Origin of the sequence: Enterobacter sp. JBIWA008, assembly GCF_019968765.1 — a bacterium.
Taxonomy (GTDB): Bacteria; Pseudomonadota; Gammaproteobacteria; order Enterobacterales; family Enterobacteriaceae; genus Enterobacter.
Map to the genome: position 1 here is coordinate 4400108 of NZ_CP074149.1, position 25492 is coordinate 4425599.

The 25492-nt window shown below is 53.2% G+C and carries 38 protein-coding genes; 4 read left to right on the plus strand and 34 right to left on the minus strand.

What is annotated here, in order from left to right; genetic code table 11:
- Positions 1-4 precede the first annotated feature (4 nt).
- From rpsH to rpsJ, 16 genes are all read right to left on the minus strand, one after another.
- Positions 5-397, minus strand: a complete 393-nt coding sequence (gene rpsH, locus KGP24_RS21370; RefSeq protein ID WP_006178918.1) for a 30S ribosomal protein S8 — start codon at positions 395-397, stop codon at positions 5-7.
- Between the two features lie 30 nt (positions 398-427).
- Positions 428-733, minus strand: a complete 306-nt coding sequence (gene rpsN, locus KGP24_RS21375) for a 30S ribosomal protein S14 (protein WP_003863291.1) — start codon at positions 731-733, stop codon at positions 428-430.
- Between the two features lie 14 nt (positions 734-747).
- Positions 748-1287, minus strand: a complete 540-nt coding sequence (rplE, locus tag KGP24_RS21380) for a 50S ribosomal protein L5 (protein ID WP_001096206.1) — start codon at positions 1285-1287, stop codon at positions 748-750.
- Between the two features lie 14 nt (positions 1288-1301).
- Positions 1302-1616, minus strand: a complete 315-nt coding sequence (gene rplX / locus KGP24_RS21385; RefSeq protein WP_003863287.1) for a 50S ribosomal protein L24 — start codon at positions 1614-1616, stop codon at positions 1302-1304.
- Positions 1617-1626: 10 nt separating this feature from the next.
- Entirely contained in the window at positions 1627-1998 is a 372-nt protein-coding gene (gene rplN / locus KGP24_RS21390) for a 50S ribosomal protein L14 (RefSeq protein ID WP_002919748.1), read from the minus strand.
- Between the two features lie 166 nt (positions 1999-2164).
- Positions 2165-2419, minus strand: coding sequence for a 30S ribosomal protein S17 (gene rpsQ, locus KGP24_RS21395; protein WP_008503489.1), 255 nt, complete (start codon positions 2417-2419; stop codon positions 2165-2167).
- Positions 2419-2610 carry a 50S ribosomal protein L29 gene (gene rpmC / locus KGP24_RS21400; RefSeq protein WP_003863282.1) on the minus strand — a complete coding sequence of 64 codons (192 nt, stop codon included), beginning with the start codon at positions 2608-2610 and terminating at the stop codon, positions 2419-2421. The genes rpsQ and rpmC overlap by 1 nt, the downstream gene beginning before the upstream one ends.
- Positions 2610-3020, minus strand: a complete 411-nt coding sequence (gene rplP / locus KGP24_RS21405; protein WP_002919759.1) for a 50S ribosomal protein L16 — start codon at positions 3018-3020, stop codon at positions 2610-2612. Before rplP ends, rpmC begins: the two co-directional genes overlap by 1 nt.
- A gap of 12 nt (positions 3021-3032) precedes the next feature.
- Positions 3033-3734: a 30S ribosomal protein S3 gene (rpsC, locus tag KGP24_RS21410; RefSeq protein WP_000529945.1), complete on the minus strand. Its 702-nt coding sequence runs from the start codon at positions 3732-3734 to the stop codon at positions 3033-3035.
- 17 nt (positions 3735-3751) lie between these two features.
- Entirely contained in the window at positions 3752-4084 is a 333-nt protein-coding gene (rplV, locus tag KGP24_RS21415; RefSeq protein ID WP_002919773.1) for a 50S ribosomal protein L22, read from the minus strand.
- A 14-nt stretch (positions 4085-4098) separates the two neighbouring features.
- The gene (gene rpsS, locus KGP24_RS21420) at positions 4099-4377 is read right to left on the minus strand and encodes a 30S ribosomal protein S19 (protein ID WP_001138117.1); all 279 of its coding nucleotides are present in this window, start codon (positions 4375-4377) and stop codon (positions 4099-4101) included.
- 16 nt (positions 4378-4393) lie between these two features.
- A complete protein-coding gene (rplB, locus tag KGP24_RS21425; protein WP_000301859.1) occupies positions 4394-5215 on the minus strand; it encodes a 50S ribosomal protein L2 in 822 nt (273 codons plus the stop codon).
- 17 nt (positions 5216-5232) lie between these two features.
- On the minus strand, positions 5233-5535 hold the full coding sequence (gene rplW / locus KGP24_RS21430; protein WP_000617546.1) for a 50S ribosomal protein L23: 303 nt from the start codon (positions 5533-5535) through the stop codon (positions 5233-5235).
- Positions 5532-6137, minus strand: a complete 606-nt coding sequence (gene rplD / locus KGP24_RS21435; protein ID WP_000424395.1) for a 50S ribosomal protein L4 — start codon at positions 6135-6137, stop codon at positions 5532-5534. The genes rplW and rplD overlap by 4 nt, the downstream gene beginning before the upstream one ends.
- Before the next feature lie 10 nt (positions 6138-6147).
- A complete protein-coding gene (gene rplC, locus KGP24_RS21440) occupies positions 6148-6777 on the minus strand; it encodes a 50S ribosomal protein L3 (RefSeq protein WP_006178923.1) in 630 nt (209 codons plus the stop codon).
- Positions 6778-6809: 32 nt separating this feature from the next.
- Positions 6810-7121 carry a 30S ribosomal protein S10 gene (rpsJ, locus tag KGP24_RS21445; protein ID WP_001181005.1) on the minus strand — a complete coding sequence of 104 codons (312 nt, stop codon included), beginning with the start codon at positions 7119-7121 and terminating at the stop codon, positions 6810-6812.
- 380 nt (positions 7122-7501) lie between these two features.
- On the opposite strand from rpsJ, the gene KGP24_RS21450 reads away from it, so the two are divergent.
- On the plus strand, positions 7502-7975 hold the full coding sequence (locus KGP24_RS21450) for an A24 family peptidase (RefSeq protein ID WP_223561728.1): 474 nt from the start codon (positions 7502-7504) through the stop codon (positions 7973-7975).
- On the opposite strand, the gene bfr is transcribed toward KGP24_RS21450, so the two are convergent.
- From bfr to fkpA, 11 genes are all read right to left on the minus strand, one after another.
- Entirely contained in the window at positions 7959-8435 is a 477-nt protein-coding gene (gene bfr / locus KGP24_RS21455) for a bacterioferritin (RefSeq protein WP_008503492.1), read from the minus strand. The two genes, KGP24_RS21450 and bfr, sit on opposite strands and share 17 nt — an antisense overlap.
- Before the next feature lie 72 nt (positions 8436-8507).
- Positions 8508-8702, minus strand: a complete 195-nt coding sequence (gene bfd / locus KGP24_RS21460) for a bacterioferritin-associated ferredoxin (protein ID WP_008503493.1) — start codon at positions 8700-8702, stop codon at positions 8508-8510.
- Positions 8703-8881: 179 nt separating this feature from the next.
- Positions 8882-10066, minus strand: coding sequence for an elongation factor Tu (tuf, locus tag KGP24_RS21465; RefSeq protein WP_014068448.1), 1185 nt, complete (start codon positions 10064-10066; stop codon positions 8882-8884).
- A 69-nt stretch (positions 10067-10135) separates the two neighbouring features.
- A complete protein-coding gene (fusA, locus tag KGP24_RS21470; RefSeq protein WP_008503004.1) occupies positions 10136-12250 on the minus strand; it encodes an elongation factor G in 2115 nt (704 codons plus the stop codon).
- Between the two features lie 96 nt (positions 12251-12346).
- Complete coding sequence (rpsG, locus tag KGP24_RS21475) at positions 12347-12817, minus strand: 30S ribosomal protein S7 (protein ID WP_004106370.1); 471 nt, start codon at positions 12815-12817, stop codon at positions 12347-12349.
- Positions 12818-12913: 96 nt separating this feature from the next.
- Complete coding sequence (gene rpsL, locus KGP24_RS21480; RefSeq protein WP_000246815.1) at positions 12914-13288, minus strand: 30S ribosomal protein S12; 375 nt, start codon at positions 13286-13288, stop codon at positions 12914-12916.
- A gap of 124 nt (positions 13289-13412) precedes the next feature.
- Positions 13413-13700, minus strand: a complete 288-nt coding sequence (tusB, locus tag KGP24_RS21485) for a sulfurtransferase complex subunit TusB (RefSeq protein ID WP_223561729.1) — start codon at positions 13698-13700, stop codon at positions 13413-13415.
- Between the two features lie 7 nt (positions 13701-13707).
- Positions 13708-14067 (minus strand): sulfurtransferase complex subunit TusC, encoded by a 360-nt coding sequence (tusC, locus tag KGP24_RS21490; protein WP_223561730.1) that lies wholly within the window; start codon positions 14065-14067, stop codon positions 13708-13710.
- Complete coding sequence (tusD, locus tag KGP24_RS21495; RefSeq protein WP_223561731.1) at positions 14067-14453, minus strand: sulfurtransferase complex subunit TusD; 387 nt, start codon at positions 14451-14453, stop codon at positions 14067-14069. Before tusD ends, tusC begins: the two co-directional genes overlap by 1 nt.
- Positions 14453-15175 carry a transcriptional regulator gene (locus KGP24_RS21500; RefSeq protein ID WP_003861697.1) on the minus strand — a complete coding sequence of 241 codons (723 nt, stop codon included), beginning with the start codon at positions 15173-15175 and terminating at the stop codon, positions 14453-14455. The genes tusD and KGP24_RS21500 overlap by 1 nt, the downstream gene beginning before the upstream one ends.
- A gap of 166 nt (positions 15176-15341) precedes the next feature.
- Entirely contained in the window at positions 15342-16160 is an 819-nt protein-coding gene (fkpA, locus tag KGP24_RS21505; RefSeq protein ID WP_023309460.1) for an FKBP-type peptidyl-prolyl cis-trans isomerase, read from the minus strand.
- A gap of 237 nt (positions 16161-16397) precedes the next feature.
- Here fkpA and KGP24_RS21510 point away from each other — a divergent pair, with 237 nt between their 5' ends.
- Positions 16398-16616 (plus strand): protein SlyX, encoded by a 219-nt coding sequence (locus KGP24_RS21510; protein WP_023309461.1) that lies wholly within the window; start codon positions 16398-16400, stop codon positions 16614-16616.
- A gap of 51 nt (positions 16617-16667) precedes the next feature.
- Here the strand turns inward: KGP24_RS21510 and slyD are convergent, their stop codons facing one another.
- The 4 genes from slyD to kefG form a co-directional block, all read right to left on the minus strand.
- Positions 16668-17252, minus strand: coding sequence for a peptidylprolyl isomerase (gene slyD, locus KGP24_RS21515; protein ID WP_013099037.1), 585 nt, complete (start codon positions 17250-17252; stop codon positions 16668-16670).
- A gap of 94 nt (positions 17253-17346) precedes the next feature.
- A complete protein-coding gene (locus KGP24_RS21520) occupies positions 17347-17547 on the minus strand; it encodes a YheV family putative zinc ribbon protein (protein ID WP_010436300.1) in 201 nt (66 codons plus the stop codon).
- 11 nt (positions 17548-17558) lie between these two features.
- A complete protein-coding gene (gene kefB / locus KGP24_RS21525; protein WP_223561732.1) occupies positions 17559-19364 on the minus strand; it encodes a glutathione-regulated potassium-efflux system protein KefB in 1806 nt (601 codons plus the stop codon).
- Positions 19364-19918 carry a glutathione-regulated potassium-efflux system ancillary protein KefG gene (gene kefG / locus KGP24_RS21530; protein WP_045285961.1) on the minus strand — a complete coding sequence of 185 codons (555 nt, stop codon included), beginning with the start codon at positions 19916-19918 and terminating at the stop codon, positions 19364-19366. Before kefG ends, kefB begins: the two co-directional genes overlap by 1 nt.
- A 135-nt stretch (positions 19919-20053) precedes the next feature.
- On the opposite strand from kefG, the gene KGP24_RS21535 reads away from it, so the two are divergent.
- Both KGP24_RS21535 and KGP24_RS21540 read left to right on the plus strand, forming a co-directional pair.
- A complete protein-coding gene (locus KGP24_RS21535; protein WP_223561733.1) occupies positions 20054-21958 on the plus strand; it encodes an ABC transporter ATP-binding protein in 1905 nt (634 codons plus the stop codon).
- 15 nt (positions 21959-21973) lie between these two features.
- On the plus strand, positions 21974-22906 hold the full coding sequence (locus KGP24_RS21540) for a LysR family transcriptional regulator (RefSeq protein ID WP_223561734.1): 933 nt from the start codon (positions 21974-21976) through the stop codon (positions 22904-22906).
- A gap of 39 nt (positions 22907-22945) precedes the next feature.
- Here KGP24_RS21540 and mdcH read toward each other — a convergent pair whose 3' ends face one another.
- From mdcH to KGP24_RS21555, 3 genes are read right to left on the minus strand one after another with little or no spacing between them, the layout of a single operon-like run.
- Positions 22946-23842, minus strand: a complete 897-nt coding sequence (gene mdcH, locus KGP24_RS21545) for a malonate decarboxylase subunit epsilon (RefSeq protein ID WP_223561735.1) — start codon at positions 23840-23842, stop codon at positions 22946-22948.
- Positions 23842-24459: a malonate decarboxylase holo-ACP synthase gene (locus tag KGP24_RS21550; RefSeq protein ID WP_223561736.1), complete on the minus strand. Its 618-nt coding sequence runs from the start codon at positions 24457-24459 to the stop codon at positions 23842-23844. Before KGP24_RS21550 ends, mdcH begins: the two co-directional genes overlap by 1 nt.
- A gap of 2 nt (positions 24460-24461) precedes the next feature.
- Positions 24462-25421: an AEC family transporter gene (locus tag KGP24_RS21555; protein ID WP_223561737.1), complete on the minus strand. Its 960-nt coding sequence runs from the start codon at positions 25419-25421 to the stop codon at positions 24462-24464.
- Between the last annotated feature and the right edge of the window lie 71 nt (positions 25422-25492).

The following is a 25492-nucleotide window of genomic DNA, read 5'->3' on the forward strand; positions in this document are numbered from 1 at the left end:
CCGATTAGGCTACGTAGCAGATAATTTCGCCACCAAGACCAGCCTGGCGCGCTGCACGATCAGTCATAACACCTTTAGAGGTAGAAACAACTGCGATACCAAGACCAGCCATAACTTTTGGCAGCTCATCTTTTTTCTTATAGATGCGCAGGCCTGGGCGGCTGACACGCTGAATGCTTTCTACAACAGCTTTACCCTGGAAATACTTGAGAGTAAGTTCCAGTTCCGGCTTGGTGTCGCCTTCAACTTTAAAATCTTCGATAAAACCTTCTTCCTTCAGCACGTTGGCAATTGCCACTTTCAGCTTGGCGGAAGGCATGGTGACCGCAACTTTGTTCGCGGCCTGACCGTTACGGATACGGGTCAGCATATCCGCGATCGGATCTTGCATGCTCATCTGTCTTTACTCCCGTGATTCAATTGGTAATTACCAGCTAGCCTTTTTCAAGCCTGGCACTTCACCGCGCATAGCGGCTTCACGCAGTTTGATACGGCTCAACCCAAACTTGCCCACATAACCATGTGGACGACCTGTTTGACGACAGCGGTTACGCTGACGAGACGGGCTGGAATCACGCGGCAGAGACTGCAGCTTGAGAACCGCATTCCAACGATCTTCGTCGGAAGCGTTCACATCAGAAATGATCGCTTTCAGTTCAGCGCGTTTAGCGAAGAATTTATCAGCTAAAGCTACGCGCTTTACTTCGCGTGCTTTCATTGATTGCTTAGCCATTCAGTAACCCTACCTTACTTGCGGAACGGGAAGTCAAAGGCAGCCAGCAGAGCACGGCCTTCTTCGTCAGATTTCGCAGTAGTGGTAATGGTAATATCCAAACCACGCACGCGGTCGACTTTATCGTAGTCGATTTCTGGGAAGATGATCTGCTCACGGACACCCATGCTGTAGTTACCACGACCGTCGAAAGACTTAGCGGACAAGCCACGGAAGTCACGGATACGTGGAACAGCAATAGTGATCAGGCGCTCAAAGAACTCCCACATGCGTTCGCCACGCAGAGTTACTTTACAGCCGATCGGATAGCCCTGACGGATTTTGAAGCCTGCAACAGATTTGCGTGCTTTGGTGATCAACGGTTTTTGACCGGAGATTGCTGTCAGGTCAGCTGCTGCGTTATCCAGCAGTTTCTTGTCAGCGATCGCTTCACCAACACCCATGTTCAGGGTGATCTTCTCGACCCGAGGGACTTGCATGACAGAATTGTAGTTAAACTCAGTCATGAGTTTGTTAACTACTTCGTCTTTGTAGTAATCATGCAGTTTCGCCATCGTACTACTCCAAATTACTTGATAGTTTCGCTGTTAGACTTGAAGAAACGGACTTTTTTGCCGTCTTCGAATCTAAAGCCTACACGGTCAGCCTTGCCGGTAGCCGCATTGAAGATTGCAACGTTAGAAACCTGAATAGCAGCTTCTTTTTCAACGATGCCACCTGGTTGGTTCAGGGCCGGAACCGGCTTCTGATGTTTCTTAACCAGGTTGATACCTTCAACGACAAGTTTGCCGGAAGACAGAACATTTTTTACTTTACCGCGTTTACCTTTATCTTTACCGGTTAACACGATAACTTCGTCATCACGACGGATTTTCGCTGCCATGATTCGCTCCTTAGAGTACTTCTGGTGCCAGAGAGATAATTTTCATGAACTTCTCAGTACGAAGTTCACGAGTTACCGGCCCAAAGATACGCGTGCCGATAGGCTGCTCGCTGTTATTGTTTAAAATAACGCATGCATTACCATCGAAGCGAATGACAGAACCGTCAGGGCGACGAACACCCTTCTTGGTGCGCACCACTACCGCCTTCAGCACATCACCTTTTTTGACCTTACCACGTGGAATTGCTTCCTTGATGGTGATCTTGATGATGTCGCCTACGCCTGCGTAGCGACGGTGCGAGCCACCCAGAACCTTGATACACATTACGCGACGTGCACCGGAGTTGTCGGCGACGTTCAGCATAGTCTGTTCTTGGATCATTTTAGTGCTCCGCTAATGTCAACTACTACCTGAGACTCTAAAATCAGAGCCGTTAAAAAGCCCCATATCGAGGGCGCGGCATTATAACACCGCTTCTGCAATATGGGTAGAAAAAATAAACGGCTCATCGCTGAGCCGTTTATTCGTATTGAGAAGGCGTACTGTATTACAGAACCGCTTTCTCTACAACGCGAACCAGCGTCCAGGACTTAGTCTTAGACAGTGGGCGGCATTCACGGATTTCAACCTTGTCGCCGATACCACATTCGTTGTTCTCGTCATGTACGTGCAGTTTGGTCGTACGCTTGATGAATTTACCGTAGATCGGGTGTTTCACAATACGTTCGATAGCTACAACAATGGATTTCTCCATTTTGTCGCTAACAACACGACCTTGCAGAGTACGGATTTTATCGGTCATTACGCACCCGCCTTCTGAGTCAGTAAAGTCTTAACGCGTGCAACATTGCGACGCACTTGCTTCAGCAGGTGAGTCTGTTGCAGCTGGCCACTTGCAGCCTGCATACGCAGGTTGAACTGCTCACGCAGCAGGTTCAGCAGCTCAGCGTTCAGCTCTTCAACGCTTTTTTCACGCAGCTCTTTTGCTTTCATTACATCACCGTCTTAGTTACAAAGGTGGTTTTGATAGGCAGTTTCGCTGCTGCCAGGCCGAAGGCTTCACGGGCCAGCTCTTCCGGAACACCGTCCATTTCATAAAGGACTTTGCCCGGTTGGATCAAGGCAACCCAGTACTCCACGTTACCTTTACCTTTACCCATACGAACTTCCAGCGGCTTCTCGGTGATCGGTTTGTCCGGGAATACACGGATCCAAATCTTACCTTGACGCTTAACTGCACGGGTCATTGCACGACGTGCTGCTTCGATCTGACGTGCAGTCAGACGACCACGGCCAACAGCTTTCAGACCGAAAGTGCCGAAGCTAACATCCGTACCCTGCGCCAGACCACGGTTGCGGCCTTTGTGCACTTTACGGAATTTTGTACGCTTTGGTTGTAACATCAGCGACGCTCCTTATTTACGGCCTTTACGCTGCTGCTTTTTAGGTTGAGCAGCCGGTTTTTCCGGTTGTTCAACAGCAGCCATACCACCCAGGATCTCACCTTTGAAGATCCATACCTTAACGCCGATTACACCGTAAGTGGTGTGCGCTTCAGAGGTGTTGTAGTCGATGTCAGCACGCAGAGTGTGCAGCGGTACGCGACCTTCACGGTACCATTCGGTACGTGCGATTTCCGCGCCGCCCAGACGGCCGCTAACTTCAACTTTAATACCTTTAGCGCCCAGACGCATTGCGTTCTGTACAGCACGCTTCATAGCACGACGGAACATAACACGACGTTCCAGCTGTGAAGTGATGCTATCAGCAACCAATTTAGCGTCCAGTTCAGGCTTACGAACTTCAGCGATATTGATCTGTGCAGGAACGCCAGCGATATCCGCTACGACCTTGCGCAGTTTTTCCACGTCTTCGCCTTTCTTACCGATAACGATGCCAGGACGAGCAGTGTGAATAGTCACACGGATGCTCTTCGCTGGACGCTCGATAACGATACGAGATACAGACGCTTTAGCCAGTTCCTTAGTCAGGTACTGACGTACTTTAAAATCGCTGTCCAGGTTGTCAGCGAATTCTTTGGTGTTCGCAAACCAGGTAGAGTTCCATGGTTTTACAATACCCAGGCGAATACCATTAGGATGTACTTTCTGACCCATTGCTAGTCTCCAGAGTCTCAGCGATCGGACACAACCACAGTAATGTGGCTGGTGCGCTTCAGGATGCGATCTGCACGACCTTTCGCACGCGGCATAATGCGCTTCATGCTTGGGCCTTCATCTACGAAAATTTTCGCGACTTTCAGATCGTCGATGTCAGCGCCATCGTTGTGTTCAGCGTTAGCAATGGCAGATTCCAGTACTTTCTTGACCAATACCGCAGCTTTCTTGTTGGTATAGGTCAGGATGTCCAGGGCCTGCGACACTTTCTTACCGCGAATCAGGTCAGCAACAAGGCGAACCTTCTGAGCAGAAGAACGAGCATGGCGATGTTGAGCTAAAGTTTCCATCTCTTCCTCCTACCTTATTTCTTCTTCGCTTTTTTATCAGCAGCGTGGCCGCGATAAGTACGAGTCGGTGCGAATTCACCCAGTTTGTGACCAACCATTTCGTCGGTAACAAAGACTGGAACGTGCTGACGACCATTATGGACAGCGATGGTCAAACCGATCATGTTAGGAAAGATCGTTGAACGACGGGACCAAGTGCGCAGGGGCTTCTTGTCTCCGCTTTCCACCGCTTTCTCTACCTTCTTCAGCAAGTGCAGGTCAATAAAAGGACCTTTCTTGAGAGAACGTGGCATGGCTTATCCTCTAAAATTATTTGCTACGGCGACGTACGATAAATTTATCAGTACGCTTGTTGCTGCGGGTCTTCTTACCTTTGGTCTGAACGCCCCACGGAGTTACCGGGTGCTTACCAAAGTTACGACCTTCACCACCACCATGTGGGTGGTCGACTGGGTTCATCGCAGTACCGCGAACGGTAGGACGAACACCACGCCAGCGTGCAGCACCTGCTTTACCCAGAACGCGCAGCATATGCTCAGCATTGCCAACTTCGCCCAGAGTAGCGCGGCAGTCTGCTTCGACTTTACGCATTTCACCAGAACGCAGACGCAGGGTGACATAAGCACCATCACGCGCAACGATCTGAACGTAAGTACCAGCGGAACGTGCCAGCTGACCGCCTTTACCTGGTTTCATTTCTACGTTATGAACGGTAGAACCAACCGGGATATTACGCATCGGCAGGGTGTTACCTGCTTTGATTGCAGCATCAACGCCAGACTGAATCTGGTCGCCAGCTTTCAGGCCTTTAGGGGCCAGAATGTAACGGCGTTCGCCATCTTTGTACAGAACCAGCGCGATGTTCGCGGAACGGTTCGGATCGTACTCAAGACGTTCAACAACTGCTGGGATACCGTCTTTGTTGCGTTTGAAGTCAACAATACGATAAGCCTGCTTGTGGCCACCACCGATGTGACGAGTGGTGATACGGCCATTGTTGTTACGACCACCGGATTTGCTGTTTTTTTCCAGCAACGGAGCAAAAGGTTTGCCCTTGTGCAGCTCAGGGTTAACCACTTTAACTACGTGGCGACGACCCGGAGATGTCGGTTTACATTTAACAACTGCCATTGTATTACTCCTCCGACTTACTCAGCGCCGCCAACGAAGTCCAGATTCTGGCCTTCTTTCAGGGTGACGTAAGCTTTTTTCCAGTCGCTACGACGACCGATACGCTGTCCGTGACGTTTAACTTTCCCTTTAACAACCAGGGTGTTAACGACTTCGACTTCGACTTCAAACAGTTTCTGCACAGCAGCTTTGATCTCTGCTTTGGTCGCGTCTTTAGCAACTTTGAGAACGATGGTATTTGTTTTTTCCATCGCAGTAGACGCTTTTTCAGAAACGTGCGGTGCGCGAAGCACCTTCAGCAGACGTTCTTCACGAATCATGCCAGCATCTCCTCAACTTGCTTAACAGCATCAGCAGTCATTACGACTTTGTCGAAGGCGATCAGGCTAACCGGGTCGATACCAGTCGCATCGCGTACGTCAACCTTGTGCAGGTTACGTGCGGCCAGGAACAGGTTCTCGTCCAGCTCACCGGTGATGATCAGCACATCTTCCAGAGCCATGTCTTTCAGTTTCTGTGCCAGCAGCTTAGTTTTAGGCGCTTCAACAGAGAACTTCTCGACAACGATCAGACGATCCTGACGTACCAGTTCGGACAGGATGCTTTTCAGCGCGCCGCGGTACATCTTTTTGTTAACTTTTTGACTGTGGTCCTGTGGACGCGCAGCGAAGGTCACGCCACCTGAACGCCAGATCGGGCTCTTGATAGAACCTGAACGCGCACGGCCGGTACCTTTCTGGCGCCATGGCTTTTTGCCAGAACCAGTTACTTCAGCACGAGTCTTCTGAGCACGAGTACCCTGACGAGCACCAGCTGCATAAGCAACAACAACCTGGTGAACCAGCGCTTCGTTGAAATCACGACCGAAGGTAGTTTCGGAAACAGTCAGCGCGCTCTGCGCGTCTTTCAATACTAATTCCATTGCTATCCCCTTACGCCTTCACAGCTGGTTTAACGATCAGGTCGCTACCGGTTGCACCCGGAACTGCACCTTTAACCAGCAGCAGGTTGCGCTCAGCGTCAACACGTACTACGTCCAGGCTCTGAACGGTCACACGTTCGTTACCCAGCTGACCTGCCATTTTCTTGCCTTTGAACACTTTGCCCGGAGTCTGGTTCTGACCGATAGAACCCGGAACGCGGTGAGACAAGGAGTTACCGTGGGTAGCGTCCTGGGTACGGAAGTTCCAGCGCTTAACGGTACCAGCAAAACCTTTACCTTTAGAGGTACCGGTTACGTCAACTTTTTTAACGTCAGCAAACAGCTCAACGCTAATGTCCTGACCTACGGTGAACTCTTCGCCTTCAGCAAGACGGAATTCCCACAGACCACGGCCAGCTTCTACGCCAGCTTTAGCGAAGTGACCCGCTTCTGGTTTGGTTACACGGTTAGCTTTTTTAGCACCAGTGGTCACCTGAACAGCGCGGTAGCCATCGTTAGCCAGATCTTTAACCTGGGTAACGCGGTTTGCTTCAACTTCGATTACGGTTACTGGGATTGAAACGCCATCTTCAGTGAAGATGCGGGTCATGCCCACTTTTTTACCGACTAAACCAATCATTGTATCAACCTCTCAATCGCTCGATGACCTGATTAACCCAGGCTGATCTGCACGTCTACACCGGCAGCCAGATCCAGACGCATCAGAGCATCAACGGTTTTCTCAGTTGGCTCAACGATGTCAACCAGACGCTTGTGAGTGCGGATTTCGTACTGATCGCGCGCGTCTTTGTTGACGTGCGGGGAGATCAGAACGGTGAAGCGCTCTTTGCGGGTCGGCAGCGGGATCGGACCACGGACTTGCGCACCAGTGCGCTTAGCAGTCTCGACGATTTCCGCGGTTGATTGATCGATCAGACGATGATCAAACGCTTTAAGGCGGATACGGATTCTTTGGTTCTGCATGAGACCAGAGCTCCAATTATTTTATAAACGAAAATGATTACTCCTCAAACCCATTACGATTGATGGGAGAGTGTAACCGTTCTTACGTAGCTCCCCAATTGGGAGCATTGTTGAGTAACAAAATGAGCTACTCTGGTTCTGATTGAACCCGCCGTCAATTACGACAAGCCCGCGCATTATACGTAAATCTGGGCAAGACGCAAGTGCCGTTTAGAAATTAAGCGCCAAAGGAGCTGGATGCGTAAGAGCGCGCAACATTTTATGCAATGTATTCTGCGTCGATTCTTTCTTTCGAGTCGCTACGCATCAACGTTTTTTGTTCATTGCCGGAAAGGCCGATTATAACGAGTATGCGCTCAAACCCGTTTGAGGCCTTTTTCATGCTAACCACCCTCCCCTTTCTGCTGATCTATCTTTCACTGACTGCCTTACTTGTACATGCCGATATTCGCTACGGTCTGCTTCCCGATAAATTTCTCTGCCCGCTGCTATGGGCGGGACTGCTCTTTCAGCTCTGTATACAACCTGATTTTCTGCCAAGTGCGGTGGCGGGTGCGATGGCTGGATATATCGGCTTTGCCGTTATCTACTGGGTATATCGGTTTATCTGCCGGCGTGAAGGGATGGGATATGGCGATGTAAAATACCTGGCGGCGCTTGGTGCGTGGCATGGCTGGTGCACGCTGCCTTCGCTGGCGTTACTCGCTGCGCTTATGGCGCTACTTAGCATTCTTGTGTTTTCGTTACTCACCCCTGATAAGGGGGCATTAAAAAACCCACTGCCTTTTGGGCCATTTCTGGCAGCAGCGGGTTTATGCTTAGGTTGGAAGACGGTGGTTACTCTTCCACTTTAATCTGCGACTGAAGATAGTTCTGCAGGCCGATTTTAGCAATCAGATCCAGCTCCGTTTCCAGCCAGTCAATATGGCCTTCTTCATCGGCCAGGATCTGGATCATCATATCGCGACTGACGTAGTCATGTACGCTGTCTGCGTAGGCTATGGCTTCACGGAGATCTTTGGCGCCTTCAAGCTCCAGCCTGAGGTCGGAACGCAGCATCTCTTCGACATCTTCGCCGATGCCCAGCTTTCCGAGATCCTGCAGGTTTGGAATGCCTTCAAGGAATAAAATACGCTCGATATATTTATCGGCGTGCTTCATTTCATCGATCGATTCATGGTACTCAACGTCGTTCAGACGTTTAAGCCCCCAGTTTTTGAACATTCTCGCGTGAAGAAAGTACTGGTTAATTGCGACAAGCTCATTTCCCAATAATTTATTGAGATAACTTATGATTTTAACATCACCTTTCATTACATAGTCCCTCCGCTTCCACTCATTGAAGCGTAGATCGGGCTACAGGGATGTCAAAAAAAAGATGGAAGCTTACGCGATCTCTTTGTATTCCGGGATCTGCATCAATTCGTCCTGCATGATCTCTCGCGCAGCACGTACACATTTACCGCATTGATTTCCCACCGGAACAAATTTGCGTAGCTGCTGAAATGACTGAGGCTGAAACTGGCGAACGGCCTGACGTATTTTCTTGTCGCTTACACCATTACATAAACAAACGTACATAGAGACTCCCGTTCAAATTATGCGCAAAGTGTAAGTGAGAATGGTTATGATTACAATAGCACAGGCGCCGCATTACGGGGCGGGGGCAGGCAAAAAATGCGAAATTTTGTGACAGTGCCTGAACAGCAGAAAACAAAAAAGGACGCCGAAGCGTCCTTTTTTTATTCAGGGATAATTAATTAGCCCAGAACTTTAGCAACAACGCCCGCGCCAACGGTACGGCCGCCTTCACGGATTGCGAAACGCAGACCGTCGTCCATCGCGATTGGGTGGATCAGAGTCACAACCATCTTGATGTTGTCGCCTGGCATTACCATCTCTACGCCTTCTGGCAGTTCGATGGTACCGGTCACGTCAGTTGTACGGAAGTAGAACTGTGGACGGTAGCCTTTGAAGAACGGAGTATGACGGCCGCCTTCGTCTTTGGACAGAATGTACACTTCAGATTCGAACTTGGTGTGTGGCTTGATTGAGCCTGGCTTCGCCAGAACCTGACCACGTTCGATTTCTTCACGTTTGATACCACGCAGCAGAACACCAACGTTCTCACCAGCACGGCCTTCGTCCAGCAGTTTGCGGAACATTTCAACGCCAGTACAGGTAGACTTCGCAGTCTCTTTGATACCAACGATTTCAACTTCTTCGCCAACTTTGATGATACCGCGCTCTACACGACCGGTAACAACGGTACCACGACCGGAGATGGAGAATACGTCTTCGATTGGCAGCAGGAATGGCTTGTCAATCGCACGCTCTGGTTCTGGGATGTAAGAATCCAGGAAGCCAGCCAGTTCGATGATTTTCGCTTCCCACTCAGCTTCGCCTTCCAGCGCTTTCAGAGCAGAACCACGAACGATTGGGGTATCGTCGCCTGGGAAATCGTACTGAGACAGCAGTTCACGAACTTCCATCTCTACCAGTTCCAGCAGCTCTTCGTCATCAACCATGTCGCATTTGTTCAGGAACACGATGATGAAAGGAACGCCTACCTGACGACCCAGCAGGATGTGCTCACGAGTCTGAGGCATTGGGCCATCAGTCGCAGCAACAACCAGGATCGCGCCGTCCATCTGCGCAGCACCGGTGATCATGTTTTTAACATAGTCGGCGTGGCCTGGGCAGTCTACGTGTGCGTAGTGGCGAGTCGGGGTGTCATATTCAACGTGAGAGGTGTTGATGGTGATACCACGTGCTTTTTCTTCTGGTGCGTTATCGATCTGGTCGAATGCGCGAGCAGAACCACCGTAGGTTTTTGCCAGAACGGTAGTGATTGCAGCAGTCAGGGTAGTTTTACCATGGTCAACGTGGCCGATAGTACCAACGTTGACGTGCGGTTTTGTACGTTCAAATTTTTCTTTAGACACGGCTATATTCCTTACTATAGTGCTCTCCCCTGTGGAGAGAGCACGGGACTTAGGTTTTAATCCTGTGGATTACTTACCACGGGCTTCAATAACGGCCTGAGCAACGTTGTTAGGCGCATCATCATACTTCAGGAATTCCATGGTGTATGATGCACGACCTTTGGTCAGAGAACGCAGCTGAGTTGCATATCCGAACATTTCAGACAGCGGAACTTCAGCGTGGATCTTAACGCCAGTTACTTCGGATTCCTGACCACGCAGCATACCGCGACGACGGCTCAAGTCACCGATAACGTCACCGGTGTTCTCTTCAGGAGTTTCTACTTCAACCTTCATGATTGGCTCAAGCAGAACTGGTTTTGCTTTCTTAAAGCCTTCTTTAAAGGCAATAGACGCAGCCAGTTTAAACGCCAGTTCAGAGGAGTCAACGTCGTGGTAAGAACCGAAGTGCAGACGAACACCCATGTCAACAACCGGATAACCAGCCAGAGGGCCTGCTTTCAGCTGTTCCTGGATACCTTTATCAACGGCTGGGATGTATTCGCCAGGAATTACACCACCTTTGATGTCGTTGATGAACTCGTAACCTTTCGGGTTAGAGCCCGGCTCCAGTGGGTACATGTCGATCACAACGTGACCGTACTGACCGCGACCACCAGACTGCTTAGCGTGTTTACCTTCAATGTCGGTAACTTTCGCGCGAATCGCTTCGCGGTAAGCAACCTGAGGTTTACCCACGTTCGCTTCAACGTTGAATTCACGCTTCATACGGTCAACGATGATGTCCAGGTGCAGTTCACCCATACCAGCGATGATGGTCTGGTTAGATTCTTCATCAGTCCATACGCGGAATGATGGGTCTTCTTTCGCCAGACGGCCCAGAGCCAGACCCATTTTTTCCTGGTCAGCTTTGGTTTTTGGTTCAACTGCGATGGAGATTACCGGCTCAGGGAATTCCATACGCTCCAGAATGATCGGATGATCCGGGTCACACAGGGTGTCACCAGTGGTCACGTCTTTCAGACCGATAGCTGCAGCGATGTCGCCCGCACGAACTTCTTTGATCTCTTCACGTTTGTTAGCGTGCATCTGTACGATACGGCCAAAACGCTCACGCGCCGCTTTCACGGAGTTCAGGATGGTGTCACCGGAGTTAACCACACCAGAGTATACGCGGAAGAAGGTCAGGTTACCCACAAATGGGTCGGTAGCAATTTTGAACGCCAGTGCAGAGAATGGCTCTTCGTCGCTTGCGTGACGCTCAGCCGGAGTATCTTTACCGTCGTCCAGGATGCCGTTGATCGCAGGAACGTCAACCGGGGATGGCAGGTAGTCAACTACCGCATCCAGCATCGCCTGAACACCTTTGTTCTTGAACGCAGAACCACAGGTTACCAGGATGATTTCGTTGTTCAGAACGCGCTGACGCAGAGCTTTTTTGATCTCTTCTTCAGTCAGTTCTTCACCACCCAGGTATTTCTCCATCAGCTCTTCAGAAGCTTCAGCAGCGGATTCGATCAGGTTCTGGTGCCATTCGTCAGCCAGGTCCTGCATTGCAGCTGGGATATCTTCGTATTCGAAGGTAACGCCCTGGTCCGCATCGTTCCAGTTGATGGCTTTCATTTTCACCAGGTCGATAACACCGGTGAAGCCTTCTTCAGCACCAATTGCCAGCTGCAGCGGAACAGGGTTCGCGCCCAGACGGGTTTTGATCTGACCAACAACTTTCAGGAAGTTAGCACCCATACGGTCCATTTTGTTAACGAACGCGATGCGTGGAACTTTATATTTGTTCGCCTGACGCCATACGGTTTCAGACTGTGGCTGAACACCACCAACTGCGCAATAAACCATTACCGCGCCGTCAAGAACACGCATGGAACGTTCTACTTCGATGGTGAAGTCAACGTGCCCTGGGGTGTCGATGATGTTTACGCGATGCGGTTCGTACTGCTTAGCCATACCTGACCAGAATGCAGTAGTCGCTGCGGAGGTGATAGTAATACCACGCTCCTGCTCCTGTTCCATCCAGTCCATGGTGGCTGCGCCGTCATGAACTTCACCGATTTTGTGGTTTACACCGGTGTAGAACAGAATACGTTCGGTAGTAGTGGTTTTACCGGCGTCGATGTGCGCACTGATACCGATGTTACGGTAGCGTGCGATGGGTGTTGTACGAGCCATTTGATTCCTCGTTTATATCTTTAGGCGTTCAGTTAAGTTACCCAGAGCGGGCGGCTTCTCTGAAGCGCCCGCCTGGTGACTAATACTCCGAAGGGATTACCAACGGTAGTGTGCGAACGCCTTGTTGGCTTCTGCCATACGGTGAACGTCTTCACGTTTCTTAACTGCAGTACCTTTGTTGTCTGCAGCATCAGAAAGTTCGTTCGCCAGACGCAGAGCCATGGATTTATCACCGCGTTTACGAGCAGCTTCAACGATCCAACGCATTGCCAGAGCATTACGACGAACCGGACGAACTTCAACTGGAACCTGATAAGTAGAACCACCAACGCGGCGGGACTTAACTTCTACAGTTGGGCGAACGTTGTCGAGAGCGACTTCGAAAGCTTCCAGTTCATTTTTACCAGAACGCTGAGCCAGGGTCTCAAGCGCGCTGTATACGATTGCTTCTGCAGTAGATTTTTTACCATCTACCATCAGGATATTTACAAATTTTGCCAGCAGTTCTGATCCGAATTTCGGATCTGGAAGAATTTTACGCTGACCAATGACGCGACGACGTGGCATGGGAATACTCCGTTGTTAATTCAGGATTGTCCAAAACTCAAAGAGTTTAGTGTGACATTAAGATAAATCAGTTTGGCCTTACTTAACGGAGAACCATTAAGCCTTAGGACGCTTCACGCCGTACTTGGAGCGAGCCTGCTTACGGTCTTTAACACCTGAGCAGTCGAGCGCACCACGAACGGTGTGGTAACGAACACCCGGAAGGTCTTTAACACGACCGCCACGGATCAGGATCACGGAGTGCTCCTGCAGGTTGTGACCTTCACCACCGATGTAGGAAGTCACTTCGAAACCGTTAGTCAAACGCACACGGCATACTTTACGCAGTGCGGAGTTTGGTTTTTTAGGAGTGGTGGTATATACACGAGTACATACACCACGTTTCTGCGGGCAGGCTTCCAGCGCAGGCACGTTGCTCTTTGCAACTTTGCGTGCGCGTGGTTTGCGTACCAGCTGGTTAACTGTTGCCATTAAATAGCTCCTGGTTTTAGCTTTTGCTTCGTAAACACGTAATAAATCGACCTCATACAATATGAGGACGCGAAATTTTAGGGCTACGTCGAAAAGGTGTCAAGAAATATACAGCGATCTCAGATCACCAGTTCATTTGACTGGTGTGCGTCACAGTAAGATTGACGAAATCAGTATAGCCAACCACGTCAATTTTGGCTGAAATTTGACCAGAAAGACCCCGCGCATCCAGATCGTCTTTCAGCGCAAAGACTGTAATGGGGGCATTCGTGAGAATTTCAACGAAACGACTGCCTTCCAGTGCGGCAAGCACGCCATCCTGAATCAGCAGCAGGTCATCACCTTCGCGCAGCATACTCAGTAACGCGTCGATATCACACTGCCACGGTGAATGGCTCAGAGTATGGAGCATGGCGGCCTCAGAAAGTCAGAACGGTGTCGTAGTGGGAAAGGTGTTCGCGTAATGCAGCAGAAGGCAGGACTGTCACATCCAGCACGAAAGGTGTTGCCTCGTGTAAACCGCGCACGACCAAAGAGTCAGCACAAACATAGAAGGTTTCGATATCGTAAAGCGGTAACACTTTGAACGTCGCAATGTAGTCACGCGCCAGAATGGCCTGAGGCTGTTGCCCCGCCAGAAGCTGAAATACGCCGTCGCCCAAAAAGAAGACACCGATATCTTCGGTCAAAGCTGATGTCGCGAGCAGCGCATCCAGCCCTTCTCGGCCAGAAGCGCTGCCGTGCGGCGCAGAGGAAAAAACAAACGCGATACGCTTCATCAGAATTGCACCACTCTGTCGCAGGTCAATGCCGCCTGTGCCAGCGCGCCCAGACCACTTAACGAAAAACCGGGCTGCAGGTTAGAACCCGATAAACCAAGACGCGCGGCTTCGGTTGCATCGGTTACGCCGCGGCGCAGTGCCGCCGCCACGCAGATATGCAGTTCTACGCCCTGCTTTTCGTTTAATGCCTGCCAGGCGCGCACCAGATCGAACTCATCGCTCGCCGGTGACGTAAGCTGATTCGCGTTATACACCCCTTCCCGATAGAAGAAGACGCTCGCCAGCTCATGTCCGGCCGCCAGTAGCGCATGCGCAAACTGCAGCGCGCTGCTGGCCTGCTGAGTACCGTACGCCGGGCCTGTCACCATTAACGCAAAACGCATTACTTGTCTTGTCCCAGGAAATCGCCGCTTTTGAACTGGCGAATATAGAGGTAGACCGTGTGCTTGGAGATGTTCAGACGATCGGCCACCTGGTTGATGGCATCTTTAATATCAAAAATCCCTTTTTCATAGAGATTGAGCACGATCTGACGATTCTTGGCGTTGTTCGAGACGTTACGATCGGCATTCACCTCTTCAATCGTAAACTCAAGCGTCTGCGTGACCAGATCTTCAACGGAGGAGGCAAAGTTAACAGAAGAGCCAACGTCCGGCGTTTCTGGTGGAATAAAGGTACTCATGATTTGCGAGAATGGCACATCAAGGTTCATGTTGATGCACAGCAGCCCAATAACACGATGCTCGCGGTTTCGAATCGCGATGGTTTCTGATTTCATCAGCACGCCGCTTTTGGCGCGGGTGAAATAGCATTTGGAGACGCTGCTGTCCGCGCCGGTCATGTCATGCAGCATACGCAATGCAAGGTCGGTAATTGGCGAACCAATTTTACGGCCAGTATGCTCACCATTCGCAATGCGGATGGCGGAACACTTCAGATCTTGCAGGGAGTGCAATACGATTTCGCAGTGGGAGCCAATGAGCATCGCTAACCCGTCCACTACCGCTTCATAGGATTTCAGAATATCGAAGTCGGTCTGATCGAAAGGACGTTGATCCAGCAAATCAAGTTCACTGGTTTCGTTGGTTAAAAGCGACCTGGACATGAAAAAAACACTCCTTTTCAGGAGCCTGTCGTTAGGTTTTCAGGGCAGGCTCATTATCTACACGGACAACTAAATTAATACAGCGTGCCTAACGCTTTCCAGTGTTAATTATATCTGCCCCACAATAAAAAACCGCCGCCTTAAAGGCGGCGGTTTTTTTTCAGCATTACTTCTTAGCAGCAGCGGCTTTATCGTCAGCCGGCGCGTCTGCCTTGGCATCCGCTTTCGGTGCCGGTTTGATGTCCAGCAGCTCTACGTCAAAGACCAGCGTAGAGTTGGCAGGAATACCTGGAACGCCGGTTTTTCCATAGGCCAGATCCGGTGGGATAACCATCTTGATCTTGCCGCCTTTCTTGATGTTTTTCAGACCTTCAGTCCAGCCAGGGATAACGCCATCCAGACGGAAGGAGAGTGGCTCACCGCGGGTGTAAGAGTTATCGAACTCTTTACCGTCGATCAGCGTACCTTTGTAATTCACAACAACGGTGTCGCTGTCTTTAGGCGCATCGCCGGTGCCTTCTTTCTCAACTTTGTACACCAGGCCAGTAGAAGAGGTTTTCACACCCTTCTCTTTAGCAAAGGTATCGCGGTAGGCTTTGCCTTTCGCTTCGTTGTCTTTAGCGTCCGCGTCCATCTTAGTCTGCGCGGCACCCTTCACGCGCGCTTCGAACGCCTGGAGAGTCTGTTCAATTTCCTGGTCAGACAGCTTGCTCTTATCTGCAAATGCATCCTGAACGCCTGCGATCAGCTGAGCTTTATCCAGTTTGATGCCCAGTTTCTCTTGTTCTTTCAGAGAGTTTTCCATGTAACGACCCAGAGATGCGCCCAGTGCGTAGGCGGATTTTTGGTCGTCATTTTTGAACGCCGCTTTGCTGTCTGCAGTGGCAGCAGGCTTCGCAGCAGTATCAGCAGCGAATGACAGCGGCGCGTTCAGCGCAACAGCCATCGTCGTCGCCAGCAGCGTTACTTTAAACAGTGATTTCATCCATATCTCCAGGGCTTGGGGACTCTCACCCCAGCGTTAAACGTAAATGAGTTACGTACTATAAAACGTTGCGGAAGAAATCTACAGACAGACACTTCCAATTCTCGCCACTTTTCAGACTATTTTTGTTTAAATAAGTTTCCTGCCAAGGGGATGCGGACTGTACTTAAGGATAAACTCAGTTAAACTGCGCCGCCGCAGAGCCATTATGGCGAATCTGAAATAACGAGGTGAATGATGAAGGATACAGCAATAGAAGCGAGAATGGCTGAGCTGGAAAGCCGCCTGGCTTTTCAGGACATCACCATCGAAGAGCTAAACCAGACCGTAACCGCACATGAGCTCGAAATGGCGAAACTGCGGGATCATATGCGCCTGCTGACGGAAAAGCTAAAGGCCACGCAGCCGTCAAACATTGCCTCTCAGTCAGAAGAGACGCCACCTCCTCATTATTGAGGCGTAAAAAAAGCGGGACTATCCCGCTTTTTTATTTTCCGCATGACGGAATTAGTGACAGCCGCAGCCGCCGTTACCGCAACCACCTTTACCGTGGTCATGACCATGGTCGTGGCCGTGACCACCGCAGCAGCCGTCGTGGCCGTGATCGTGGTCATGGTCGTGACCGTGCGCACCGTGAACGTGGCCATGAGCCAGCTCTTCTTCGGTCGCTTCACGGATCGCAACAACTTCTACGTTGAACTTCAGGTTCTGGCCAGCCAGCATGTGGTTGCCGTCAACCACGACGTGGTCATCTTCCACTTCGGTGATTTCAACAGGAACAGGACCCTGGTCAGTTTCAGCCAGGAAGCGCATGCCAACCTGCAGTTCGTCAACGCCCATGAACACGTCTTTAGGAACGCGCTGAACCAGGTTGTCGTCATACTGACCGTAAGCGTCGTTCGCGCCTACAGCAACGTCAAATTTGTCGCCAACTTCATGACCTTCCAGCGCGTTTTCCAGGCCGGAAATCAGGGAACCGTGACCATGCAGGTAGTCAAGCGGCGCACTCACCGGAGACTCATCAACCAACACACCGTCTTCTGTACGTACCTGATAGGCCAGGCTGACCACCAGGTCTTTTGCTACTTTCATGATATCTCCTGAGCGTGGGAAAATTGCTGGCGCCGATTGTAGCGGAAATCTGCACCCGTGTACCCTTTAGCTTAAAAAAACTCAGGGCATATCGCTAGTCCGGATGAAAAATCCCGATAACTTGCTCTTCTTTGCGAACGTGATCGCGGGCCTCTTTATCGGCCTCACGCATCTGGTGACCGCACTTAACACACTCAACAACATCAATATTATTTTCCCGCCACATCGCAAGGGTATCTTGCGCCTGGCAGGTCGGGCATTTTGCACCCGCAATAAAGCGTTTACGTACAGCCATCTTGTTACCCTTTATTCAAATTCATCCCAGCCATCAAGCTGGCGTCGTTCCTGTTGCATCTCTCGCTGGAAGATCTCCTCCAGCTCGCGACGCGCTTCCCGCACGCGGGAGATCTGCGCCGTATCGGTATGTACCGGCATCAGCTCGCGCAACATCCGCATATCCAGCCGGCGAAAGTGCATCTGAGCGCGCTGCGCCTGGTGCGGATGCATGCCGAGCGAGATCAGCGCCTTACGGCCTAGCTCCAGCGCACTGGAAAACGTCTCACGGGAGAAGTGTTTCACACCCGCCTGCAATAATTCGTGAGCTTCAACACGTCCCCGCGCACGCGCCAGAATATGCAGATGCGGGAAATGCTGCTGGCACAGATCCACCAGCTTCATCGTGTCTTCCGGATCGTTACAGGTAATCACAATGGACTCTGCCGCTTCGGCCCCCGCCGAGCGCAGCAGCTCTAGCTGGGTCGCATCGCCGTAGTAAACCTTATAGCCATATTTACGCATCAGGTTGACCGCGCTGATATCACGCTCCAGTACCGTAATGCGCATTTTGTTCGCCATCAGCAAACGCCCGATAACCTGTCCGAAACGGCCAAAACCCACCACAATCACCTGCGGCTTGTCGTCTTCCACCCACGGCGCTTCGTCTTCATCGTCAGCTGGATTCAGGCGGCGCGACAGTAGTTTATCCACCAGCTTCATCAGCAGCGGCGTGGTCATCATAGACAGCGTGACCGTCACCAGCAAAAGCGCCATCTGATCGTCTTTAAACAGCTTCTGGGAGGAGGCGGTGGAGAACAGCACAAACGCGAACTCGCCTCCCTGACTTAACACGCTGGCAAACTGCATACGTTCCGAACTGCGCAGCCCGTAGATACGTGACATGACGTACAGCACCAGCATCTTCACCGCGACCAGGATGGCGACGCTCACTATCACCCACAGCAGATGGGTATAGAGCACGCCAAGGTTAAGCGCCATCCCCACCGAAATAAAGAACAGGCCTAGCAGCAGTCCTTTAAAGGGATCGATGGCAATTTCCAGCTCGTGCCGATACTCGCTCTCCGCCAGCAGCACCCCGGCGATAAAGGTCCCAAGCGCCATCGACAGCCCCAGCGCGTCCATGAATAACGCCGATCCCAGCACCAGCAGCAGCGTCGCGGCGGTAAACACCTCGCGAACGCCCGACGCGGCTATAAAGCGGAACACGGGACGTAACAGGAAACGACCGCCAATCAGCATGCCCGCGAAGGCCAGCACCTTCATGGCGATTTTAGCCCAGTCGAAGTGATCGTCCCCGGACCCCGCCAGCAGCGGCACCAGCGCCAGCGCCGGGATCACCGCCAAATCCTGGAACAGCAGCACCGAAAAGCCCAGCTGACCGGCTTCGTTACGATTCATCCCTTTATCGCGCATCAGCTGCAGCGCCATCGCCGTCGACGACATCGCAAGGCCTATCCCGCCAATCACCGCCGCCTGCCATGAAAAGTGGGTCAGCATTAACAGGCCACCCAGGATAGCGGCGCTGAACAACACCTGCGCGGCGCCCACGCCAAAGATAGAGCGTCTGAGCTGCCACAATTTCGAAGGATTCAGCTCCAGGCCGATGATGAACATCAGGAACACCACGCCCAGCTCGGAGAAATGGAGTATTTCATCCACATCGCTGATGAATCCCAGCCCCCAGGGGCCAATCGCGATCCCCGCCAGCAGGTACCCCAGTACCGCACCGATACCAATACGTGCTGCAAGCGGCACCGCGACGACGGCCGCAAATAAAAACAGCACCCCGGCGAGGAGCAAATTCGATCCTTCCATCAGCGACCTCCTACAGGAATCGGTGAGGCCAGCCATTCACCATAGGCTCTGGCGTGACTTGCCAGTTCTTTCGGATCCTGACGCCGCGCCCAGTAGACAATAATCGGGCTCATCCAGTGCATACGGCACATGGCCGCCGTCAGCTCGAATGGCCTGAGGATATCGCTCATCGGATAGCGGTTCAGCCCGTCGTGACGGTAAGCGCTTTCGGGTTCACCGGTCGTGATCACACTACGCCAGTACTTTCCCGCCAGCTGGTTGCCCCCCACCCCGCTGGAGAAGCCCCGGCTCAGCACGCGGTCCAGCCACTCTTTCAGCAGCGCCGGACAGCTATAGGTATAAAGCGGATGCTGGAACACAATAACGTCATGCTGACGCAGCAGCTCCTGCTCGTAAGGGATATCAATAAAGAAATCAGGGTAGTGCGCGTAGAGATCGTGCACCGTGACGTTACTAAGCTGTGTGGCCGGCTTAAGCAGCACCCGGTTTGCCACCGAGTCCTGAGATTCCGGATGGGCATACAGCAGCAGCACTTTTGCTGTCTGAGACATCATTCCCCTCCCGGTCTTGTTTCTGTTTTTGTGTATCGTCGTTGTTTTGGGCTACCATGGCGGCCCGGTGCGGAAAATGGCCCACACCTTACATTATCATAATGACAAATTAACATAGTCGGAACATACGGCGCTTCTATGATTGTTTTCTCCTCGTTACAAATTCGTCGCGGCGTGCGCGTCCTGCTGGATAACGCCACTGCTACCATCAACCCGGGCCAAAAAGTGGGCCTGGTCGGCAAAAACGGCTGCGGTAAATCCACCCTGCTGGCGCTGCTGAAAAACGAGATTAGCGCGGATGGCGGTAACTTTACCTTCCCGGGAAACTGGCAGCTCGCCTGGGTAAACCAGGAGACGCCGGCCCTGAGCGAACCGGCACTCGACTATGTTATCGACGGCGACCGTGAATACCGCAAGCTCGAAGCGGAACTTCATTCTGCTAACGAGCGCAACGACGGTCATGCCATCGCCACCGTTCACGGCAAGCTGGACGCTATCGACGCGTGGACCATTCGCTCCCGCGCCTCCAGCCTGCTGCACGGCCTGGGCTTCAGCAACGAACAGCTGGAGCGCCCGGTCAGCGACTTCTCCGGCGGCTGGCGTATGCGACTTAACCTGGCGCAGGCGCTGATCTGCCGCTCTGACCTGCTGTTGCTCGACGAACCGACCAACCACCTCGATCTCGATGCGGTTATTTGGCTGGAGAAGTGGCTCAAGAGCTATCAGGGCACTCTGATTCTTATCTCCCACGACCGCGACTTCCTTGATCCGGTAGTGGATAAAATCATTCATATCGAACAGCAAACGATGTTCGAGTACACCGGCAACTACAGCTCCTTCGAGCGCCAGCGCGCGACGCGTCTCGCCCAGCAGCAGTCCATGTACGAAAGCCAGCAGCAGCGCGTGGCGCACCTGCAGAGCTTTGTGGATCGCTTTAAGGCCAAAGCCTCAAAAGCCAAGCAGGCCCAGAGCCGCATCAAGATGCTGGAACGCATGGAGATGATTGCCCCGGCGCACGTGGATAACCCGTTCCACTTCAGCTTCCGCGCGCCGGAAAGCCTGCCGAACCCGCTGCTCAAGATGGAGAAGGTCAGCGCGGGCTATGCCGATCGCATTATTCTCGACTCCATCAAGCTCAACCTGGTGCCGGGTTCACGCATTGGCCTGCTGGGGCGTAACGGCGCCGGTAAATCAACGCTGATCAAACTGCTGGCGGGCGAGCTTAACCCGGTCAGCGGTGAAATCGGCCTGGCGAAAGGGATCAAGCTGGGCTACTTCGCCCAGCACCAGCTGGAATTTTTACGCGCGGATGAATCCCCGATTCAGCACCTCGCGCGTCTGGCGCCGCAGGAGATGGAGCAGAAGCTGCGCGACTATCTCGGCGGCTTCGGCTTCCAGGGCGATAAGGTGACTGAAAACACTGAGCGTTTCTCCGGCGGCGAAAAGGCCCGTCTGGTGCTGGCGCTGATCGTCTGGCAGCGCCCGAACCTGCTGCTGCTCGATGAACCGACCAACCACCTGGATCTCGACATGCGCCAGGCGCTGACCGAAGCGCTGATTGAATTCGAAGGCGCGCTGGTGGTGGTTTCGCACGACCGTCACCTGATCCGCTCCACCACGGACGATCTGTATTTGGTGCACGGCGGCAAAGTCGAACCGTTCGACGGCGATCTGGAAGACTACCAGCAGTGGCTGACGGACGTGCAGAAGCAGGAAAACCAGCCGGAAGAGTCAGCAAAAGACAACGCTAACAGCGCGCAGGCGCGTAAAGACCAGAAGCGCCGTGAAGCGGAGCTGCGCACCCAGACGCAGCCGCTGCGTAAAGAGATTACCCGTCTCGAAAAAGAGATGGAAAAACTCAACGCCACGCTTGCTATCGTTGAAGAGAAGCTCGGCGATAGCGGCCTGTATGATCAGAGCCGCAAGGCTGAGCTAACGGACTGCCTGCAAACCCAGGCGAAGACCAAATCCAGTCTCGAAGAGTGCGAGATGGCGTGGCTCGACGCACAGGAACAGCTGGAAGCGATGCTGCAGGCTGAATAACACGCCGGGAGGGTTATGAGTTTCGATATCACGAGCGAGATTACATTCCGCAAGCTCAGCATCTTCATGACGTTTATGGAGAAAGGGAATATCGCGCGTACCGCCGAAACTCTGGGCCTGAGCGGCGTGAGCGTGCACCGTGCGCTGCACACGCTGGAAGAGAACGTGCGCTGCCCGCTCTTTACCCACAAGGGGCGCAACCTGATTGCCCTGCCTTCCGCCTGGACGCTGCTGGAGTATTGCCAGGAGGTGATGCAGGTGATGGAGCGCGGGCTGGAAGAGTCCCGCAAAATTGCCGGAATCGGCCAGGGGCGGCTGCGCGTGGGCACGCTCTACTCCCTGACGCTGGAAACCGTGCCGCGCCTGATTATGGGCATGAAGCTGCGTCGTCCGGATCTGGAGATGGATCTGACGATGGGCTCCAACGACACCCTGCTGCACATGCTGGATGAAGGCTCGCTGGACGCGATTCTTATCTCCATCTCCGAAAGCGATATCGACCGCAATAGCCTTGAGGTTCTGCCGCTGTTTCATGACGACATCTTCCTTGCCGCACCGGCTTCCGCCACGCTGAATACCCGCGGACCCGCGGATCTGCGTGATTACAAAGACCAAAAATTTGTCGCTCTGGCAGAAGGGTTCGCCACGTATGCAGGGTTTCAGGAAGCGTTTCATATCGCCGGATTCGAACCGGAGATTGTTACCCGGGTGAATGACATTTTCTCGATGCTCAGCCTGGTTCAGGCAGGCGTTGGTTTTACGCTGATGCCGGGCAGGATGAAGAAGGTCTACGAGAATTCGGTGCAGCTGTTGAAGCTGGCGGAGCCGTACCAGATGCAGCAGCTGATCGCGATTGTCTTTGCCCGCAACCGCGAGCAGGACCCTAGCCTGCGCGCGCTGGCCGCCGAAGGGCGGATGTATGCGCGCAGCTTGCAGGAGAGTGCGTGATGCCTTGCCGGGTGGCGATGCGCCACCCGGCAAAAAAACTCACGCACGAAGTCGCTTTGCCAGGTGTACCGCCACGTCCACCCCGCTGCGCTCCAGCGAAATGGTCTCTCCTTCCCACGCAGCCTGTCGCGTCAGGCAGGTCAGTACGCCGCCGGGCGGCATCTCGATCGCCAGTCGGGCTTCGCGTTCATTCGCTGAAATCATCGCCTCCTGCCAGCGCACCGTACGCGCCATGTTCATCGCCAGATCGTCGGCGATCTTTTCCGGCTGCCAGAGCACGCGGCCGGTACTGCCGCTCAGGTATGCGCAGCGTGGACGAGCCAGCGTGACGGACTCAAACGCCGCCGCCAGCTTTTGTGCCGGTTCCGCCAGCAGTACACAGTGGGACGGCACGCTTACTGCCAGCCGTTTGGCCTTGCTCGCCCCTTTTGCCAGCGCGCGTGCAGCCACCTGCGCCATCCCGCCATCGCTTCCGGCAATCACGATCTGCGTTTCAGCGTTCAGGTTGGCAATATAGGTTCCAGTGCCTTCAATCAGCGTTTCCACCTGCGGCAGAGTTAAGCCCATAATCGCCGTCAAACCATAGCCGTGCGGCCAGGCTTGCTCCATCAAATCACCGCGCAGTGCTACCAGCCTCAGCGCGTCCGTAAATTCCAGCGCGCCCGCGATAACCGCTGCGGGATAGGCGCCAATCGATAAACCGCTCACAATGTCAGGCGACACGCCGCGCCGTTCGAGCTCGCGCGCCCAGGCCACGCCAGAAATCAGCAGGCACAGCTGAACCGCGCGGGTGTGAGTGAGTGAGGCTGCACTATCCAGCGTATCGACTTCGCTACCCAGCACCTCGCGTGCCTGAGCAAGCGTCGTTCCCGGCAGGTTTTGCAGCATGCCTTCATGCTGCGTGCCCTGTCCCGGAAAGGTAAACAGTATTTTCATCACTCCTCCCTGCGCCACGGATCCGCGACCAGGCACGGTCCGCGGCGGGTTTTCAGCAGCGTTTTGCCGTCGCGTAACCACTCCGTCAGCGCAAAGCCCCCCTCGGGCGTATCGACCTGCGTATCAACCCGGCACAATGCGCGGCTCAGCTGCGACTGCCATGCGCTAAAAGCATCGGGAGAAATCGGCTCAGGCGCGCGGATCAGCAGGTCAAGATCGCTGTCGGCATGGATCACCGGAATGCCGGTCGCCAGCGCATAGCCGGTACTGCCGGTAATGCCCCACGTCCACGGCCACGCCTGCTGAGTAAGCTGAAGCGCCACCTGAACCGGTGGCTGAGTTACAAACGGCGAACGCAGCAGATCGGCTGTGGCGCACAGGTCTTCAGGCGATACCACGCGCAGCACGTTTTCGGGCTTCACCCATCCGGCCGCCCGCTGGTCGCGGCGCAATCCGCGCACGCCAACGGGAATACGGCCTTCACTATCAACATCACGCCGCACCACCACCGGCAGGCCAATATGCCAGGCCGCCTCCACCCAGGATTCGGTGATACCTTCCAGCGCGTCGCGCGCGGTAAGCCAGATGAGGTCGTGCGGGCGTAATGTTGGGGTCATGATTACATTCCTGAAGTCAGCGAGATAAACAGCGGCAGCGACAGGATACACAGTACGGAGCTTAACAGCAGCACGGCTTCAGCATCTGGCGACTGCACGCCAAAGCGGTTACCGAACACCACACCGAAGAAACCCGCAGAAAGCGCAATCATCAGGATAGCGGTGATCGCCACGGAGCCATGCAGGCCGAAGATCAGCACAATACCCCAGGCAATCGCTGGCTGAATCAGCAGCTTGGCGATGGTGGAGGTGATCACCATGGTGTTGATCTGCAGCTTACGGGCAGAGAGGATCACCCCGGTCAGGAACAGCGCGGCAGCGGTCGCGGACAGTCCCAGCGGTTTAATCGCGGCAAGCACCAGTTCCGGCATTTTGATCCCGATGGCGGAGAGAATCACCCCCAGCAGCGGGCCCATCACGATCGGTTTTTTAATGGAACGCCACATCAGCACCGGCAGCATGGAGAGCGTTGAGCCGGAATTATCCCCCTCGGTACGCGCTTTCTCACGCTCCAGGATCAGAAGGCAGAACGGCGTCATCAGCACTGAGCCACAGGCAATAGAGACCGCCACGGAAAGCGACGTGGACGAGCCTTCACCCAGCACGCTGCCCAGAATCGGCAGTCCAAGCGCCGCGTAGTTCGGTAATGCTACCGTCAGGGTCAGCACGGCCGCGTCCTGCGGGGATTTTTTAAAGACTTTCGTGGCGAGGAAGTAGATGACCGCATAGGTAATCCACATCGCCAGCGTCAGCACCAGAATCAGCGGCGATTGCGCCACGATGCCGGTCCACGGGGTTTGCACGGTGGCGCTGAACAGCGCGGCAGGGAGTGCAAAATCCATCACGAAGATATTCAGCAGGGAAACGTTTTTGTTATCGACCATCTTTGCCTTACCGGCCCAGAATCCCAGCAGCATGATGACGAAAATCGGTGCAAGAGCATGAACAATTACGTAAGTCATAAATCACCTGTAGTAAAAAAAGTTTTAGCACTGGTGCGATGTTTATTATTTTTCAGGATGCAGGCTCCCAC

What these genes read in the sequence shown, in the direction of transcription:
- rpsH (WP_006178918.1), bottom strand. Translation starts at nt 397, where the DNA reads ATGAGCATGCAAGATCCGATCGCGGATATGCTGACCCGTATCCGTAAC.
- rpsN (WP_003863291.1), bottom strand. Translation starts at nt 733, where the DNA reads ATGGCTAAGCAATCAATGAAAGCACGCGAAGTAAAGCGCGTAGCTTTA.
- rplE (WP_001096206.1), bottom strand. Translation starts at nt 1,287, where the DNA reads ATGGCGAAACTGCATGATTACTACAAAGACGAAGTAGTTAACAAACTC.
- rplX (WP_003863287.1), bottom strand. Translation starts at nt 1,616, where the DNA reads ATGGCAGCGAAAATCCGTCGTGATGACGAAGTTATCGTGTTAACCGGT.
- rplN (WP_002919748.1), bottom strand. Translation starts at nt 1,998, where the DNA reads ATGATCCAAGAACAGACTATGCTGAACGTCGCCGACAACTCCGGTGCA.
- rpsQ (WP_008503489.1), bottom strand. Translation starts at nt 2,419, where the DNA reads ATGACCGATAAAATCCGTACTCTGCAAGGTCGTGTTGTTAGCGACAAA.
- rpmC (WP_003863282.1), bottom strand. Translation starts at nt 2,610, where the DNA reads ATGAAAGCAAAAGAGCTGCGTGAAAAAAGCGTTGAAGAGCTGAACGCT.
- rplP (WP_002919759.1), bottom strand. Translation starts at nt 3,020, where the DNA reads ATGTTACAACCAAAGCGTACAAAATTCCGTAAAGTGCACAAAGGCCGC.
- rpsC (WP_000529945.1), bottom strand. Translation starts at nt 3,734, where the DNA reads ATGGGTCAGAAAGTACATCCTAATGGTATTCGCCTGGGTATTGTAAAA.
- rplV (WP_002919773.1), bottom strand. Translation starts at nt 4,084, where the DNA reads ATGGAAACTTTAGCTCAACATCGCCATGCTCGTTCTTCTGCTCAGAAG.
- rpsS (WP_001138117.1), bottom strand. Translation starts at nt 4,377, where the DNA reads ATGCCACGTTCTCTCAAGAAAGGTCCTTTTATTGACCTGCACTTGCTG.
- rplB (WP_000301859.1), bottom strand. Translation starts at nt 5,215, where the DNA reads ATGGCAGTTGTTAAATGTAAACCGACATCTCCGGGTCGTCGCCACGTA.
- rplW (WP_000617546.1), bottom strand. Translation starts at nt 5,535, where the DNA reads ATGATTCGTGAAGAACGTCTGCTGAAGGTGCTTCGCGCACCGCACGTT.
- rplD (WP_000424395.1), bottom strand. Translation starts at nt 6,137, where the DNA reads ATGGAATTAGTATTGAAAGACGCGCAGAGCGCGCTGACTGTTTCCGAA.
- rplC (WP_006178923.1), bottom strand. Translation starts at nt 6,777, where the DNA reads ATGATTGGTTTAGTCGGTAAAAAAGTGGGCATGACCCGCATCTTCACT.
- rpsJ (WP_001181005.1), bottom strand. Translation starts at nt 7,121, where the DNA reads ATGCAGAACCAAAGAATCCGTATCCGCCTTAAAGCGTTTGATCATCGT.
- KGP24_RS21450 (WP_223561728.1), top strand. Translation starts at nt 7,502, where the DNA reads ATGCTAACCACCCTCCCCTTTCTGCTGATCTATCTTTCACTGACTGCC.
- bfr (WP_008503492.1), bottom strand. Translation starts at nt 8,435, where the DNA reads ATGAAAGGTGATGTTAAAATCATAAGTTATCTCAATAAATTATTGGGA.
- bfd (WP_008503493.1), bottom strand. Translation starts at nt 8,702, where the DNA reads ATGTACGTTTGTTTATGTAATGGTGTAAGCGACAAGAAAATACGTCAG.
- fusA (WP_008503004.1), bottom strand. Translation starts at nt 12,250, where the DNA reads ATGGCTCGTACAACACCCATCGCACGCTACCGTAACATCGGTATCAGT.
- rpsG (WP_004106370.1), bottom strand. Translation starts at nt 12,817, where the DNA reads ATGCCACGTCGTCGCGTCATTGGTCAGCGTAAAATTCTTCCAGATCCG.
- rpsL (WP_000246815.1), bottom strand. Translation starts at nt 13,288, where the DNA reads ATGGCAACAGTTAACCAGCTGGTACGCAAACCACGCGCACGCAAAGTT.
- tusB (WP_223561729.1), bottom strand. Translation starts at nt 13,700, where the DNA reads ATGCTCCATACTCTGAGCCATTCACCGTGGCAGTGTGATATCGACGCG.
- tusC (WP_223561730.1), bottom strand. Translation starts at nt 14,067, where the DNA reads ATGAAGCGTATCGCGTTTGTTTTTTCCTCTGCGCCGCACGGCAGCGCT.
- tusD (WP_223561731.1), bottom strand. Translation starts at nt 14,453, where the DNA reads ATGCGTTTTGCGTTAATGGTGACAGGCCCGGCGTACGGTACTCAGCAG.
- KGP24_RS21500 (WP_003861697.1), bottom strand. Translation starts at nt 15,175, where the DNA reads ATGTCCAGGTCGCTTTTAACCAACGAAACCAGTGAACTTGATTTGCTG.
- fkpA (WP_023309460.1), bottom strand. Translation starts at nt 16,160, where the DNA reads ATGAAATCACTGTTTAAAGTAACGCTGCTGGCGACGACGATGGCTGTT.
- KGP24_RS21510 (WP_023309461.1), top strand. Translation starts at nt 16,398, where the DNA reads ATGAAGGATACAGCAATAGAAGCGAGAATGGCTGAGCTGGAAAGCCGC.
- slyD (WP_013099037.1), bottom strand. Translation starts at nt 17,252, where the DNA reads ATGAAAGTAGCAAAAGACCTGGTGGTCAGCCTGGCCTATCAGGTACGT.
- KGP24_RS21520 (WP_010436300.1), bottom strand. Translation starts at nt 17,547, where the DNA reads ATGGCTGTACGTAAACGCTTTATTGCGGGTGCAAAATGCCCGACCTGC.
- kefB (WP_223561732.1), bottom strand. Translation starts at nt 19,364, where the DNA reads ATGGAAGGATCGAATTTGCTCCTCGCCGGGGTGCTGTTTTTATTTGCG.
- kefG (WP_045285961.1), bottom strand. Translation starts at nt 19,918, where the DNA reads ATGATGTCTCAGACAGCAAAAGTGCTGCTGCTGTATGCCCATCCGGAA.
- KGP24_RS21535 (WP_223561733.1), top strand. Translation starts at nt 20,054, where the DNA reads ATGATTGTTTTCTCCTCGTTACAAATTCGTCGCGGCGTGCGCGTCCTG.
- KGP24_RS21540 (WP_223561734.1), top strand. Translation starts at nt 21,974, where the DNA reads ATGAGTTTCGATATCACGAGCGAGATTACATTCCGCAAGCTCAGCATC.
- mdcH (WP_223561735.1), bottom strand. Translation starts at nt 23,842, where the DNA reads ATGAAAATACTGTTTACCTTTCCGGGACAGGGCACGCAGCATGAAGGC.
- KGP24_RS21550 (WP_223561736.1), bottom strand. Translation starts at nt 24,459, where the DNA reads ATGACCCCAACATTACGCCCGCACGACCTCATCTGGCTTACCGCGCGC.
- KGP24_RS21555 (WP_223561737.1), bottom strand. Translation starts at nt 25,421, where the DNA reads ATGACTTACGTAATTGTTCATGCTCTTGCACCGATTTTCGTCATCATG.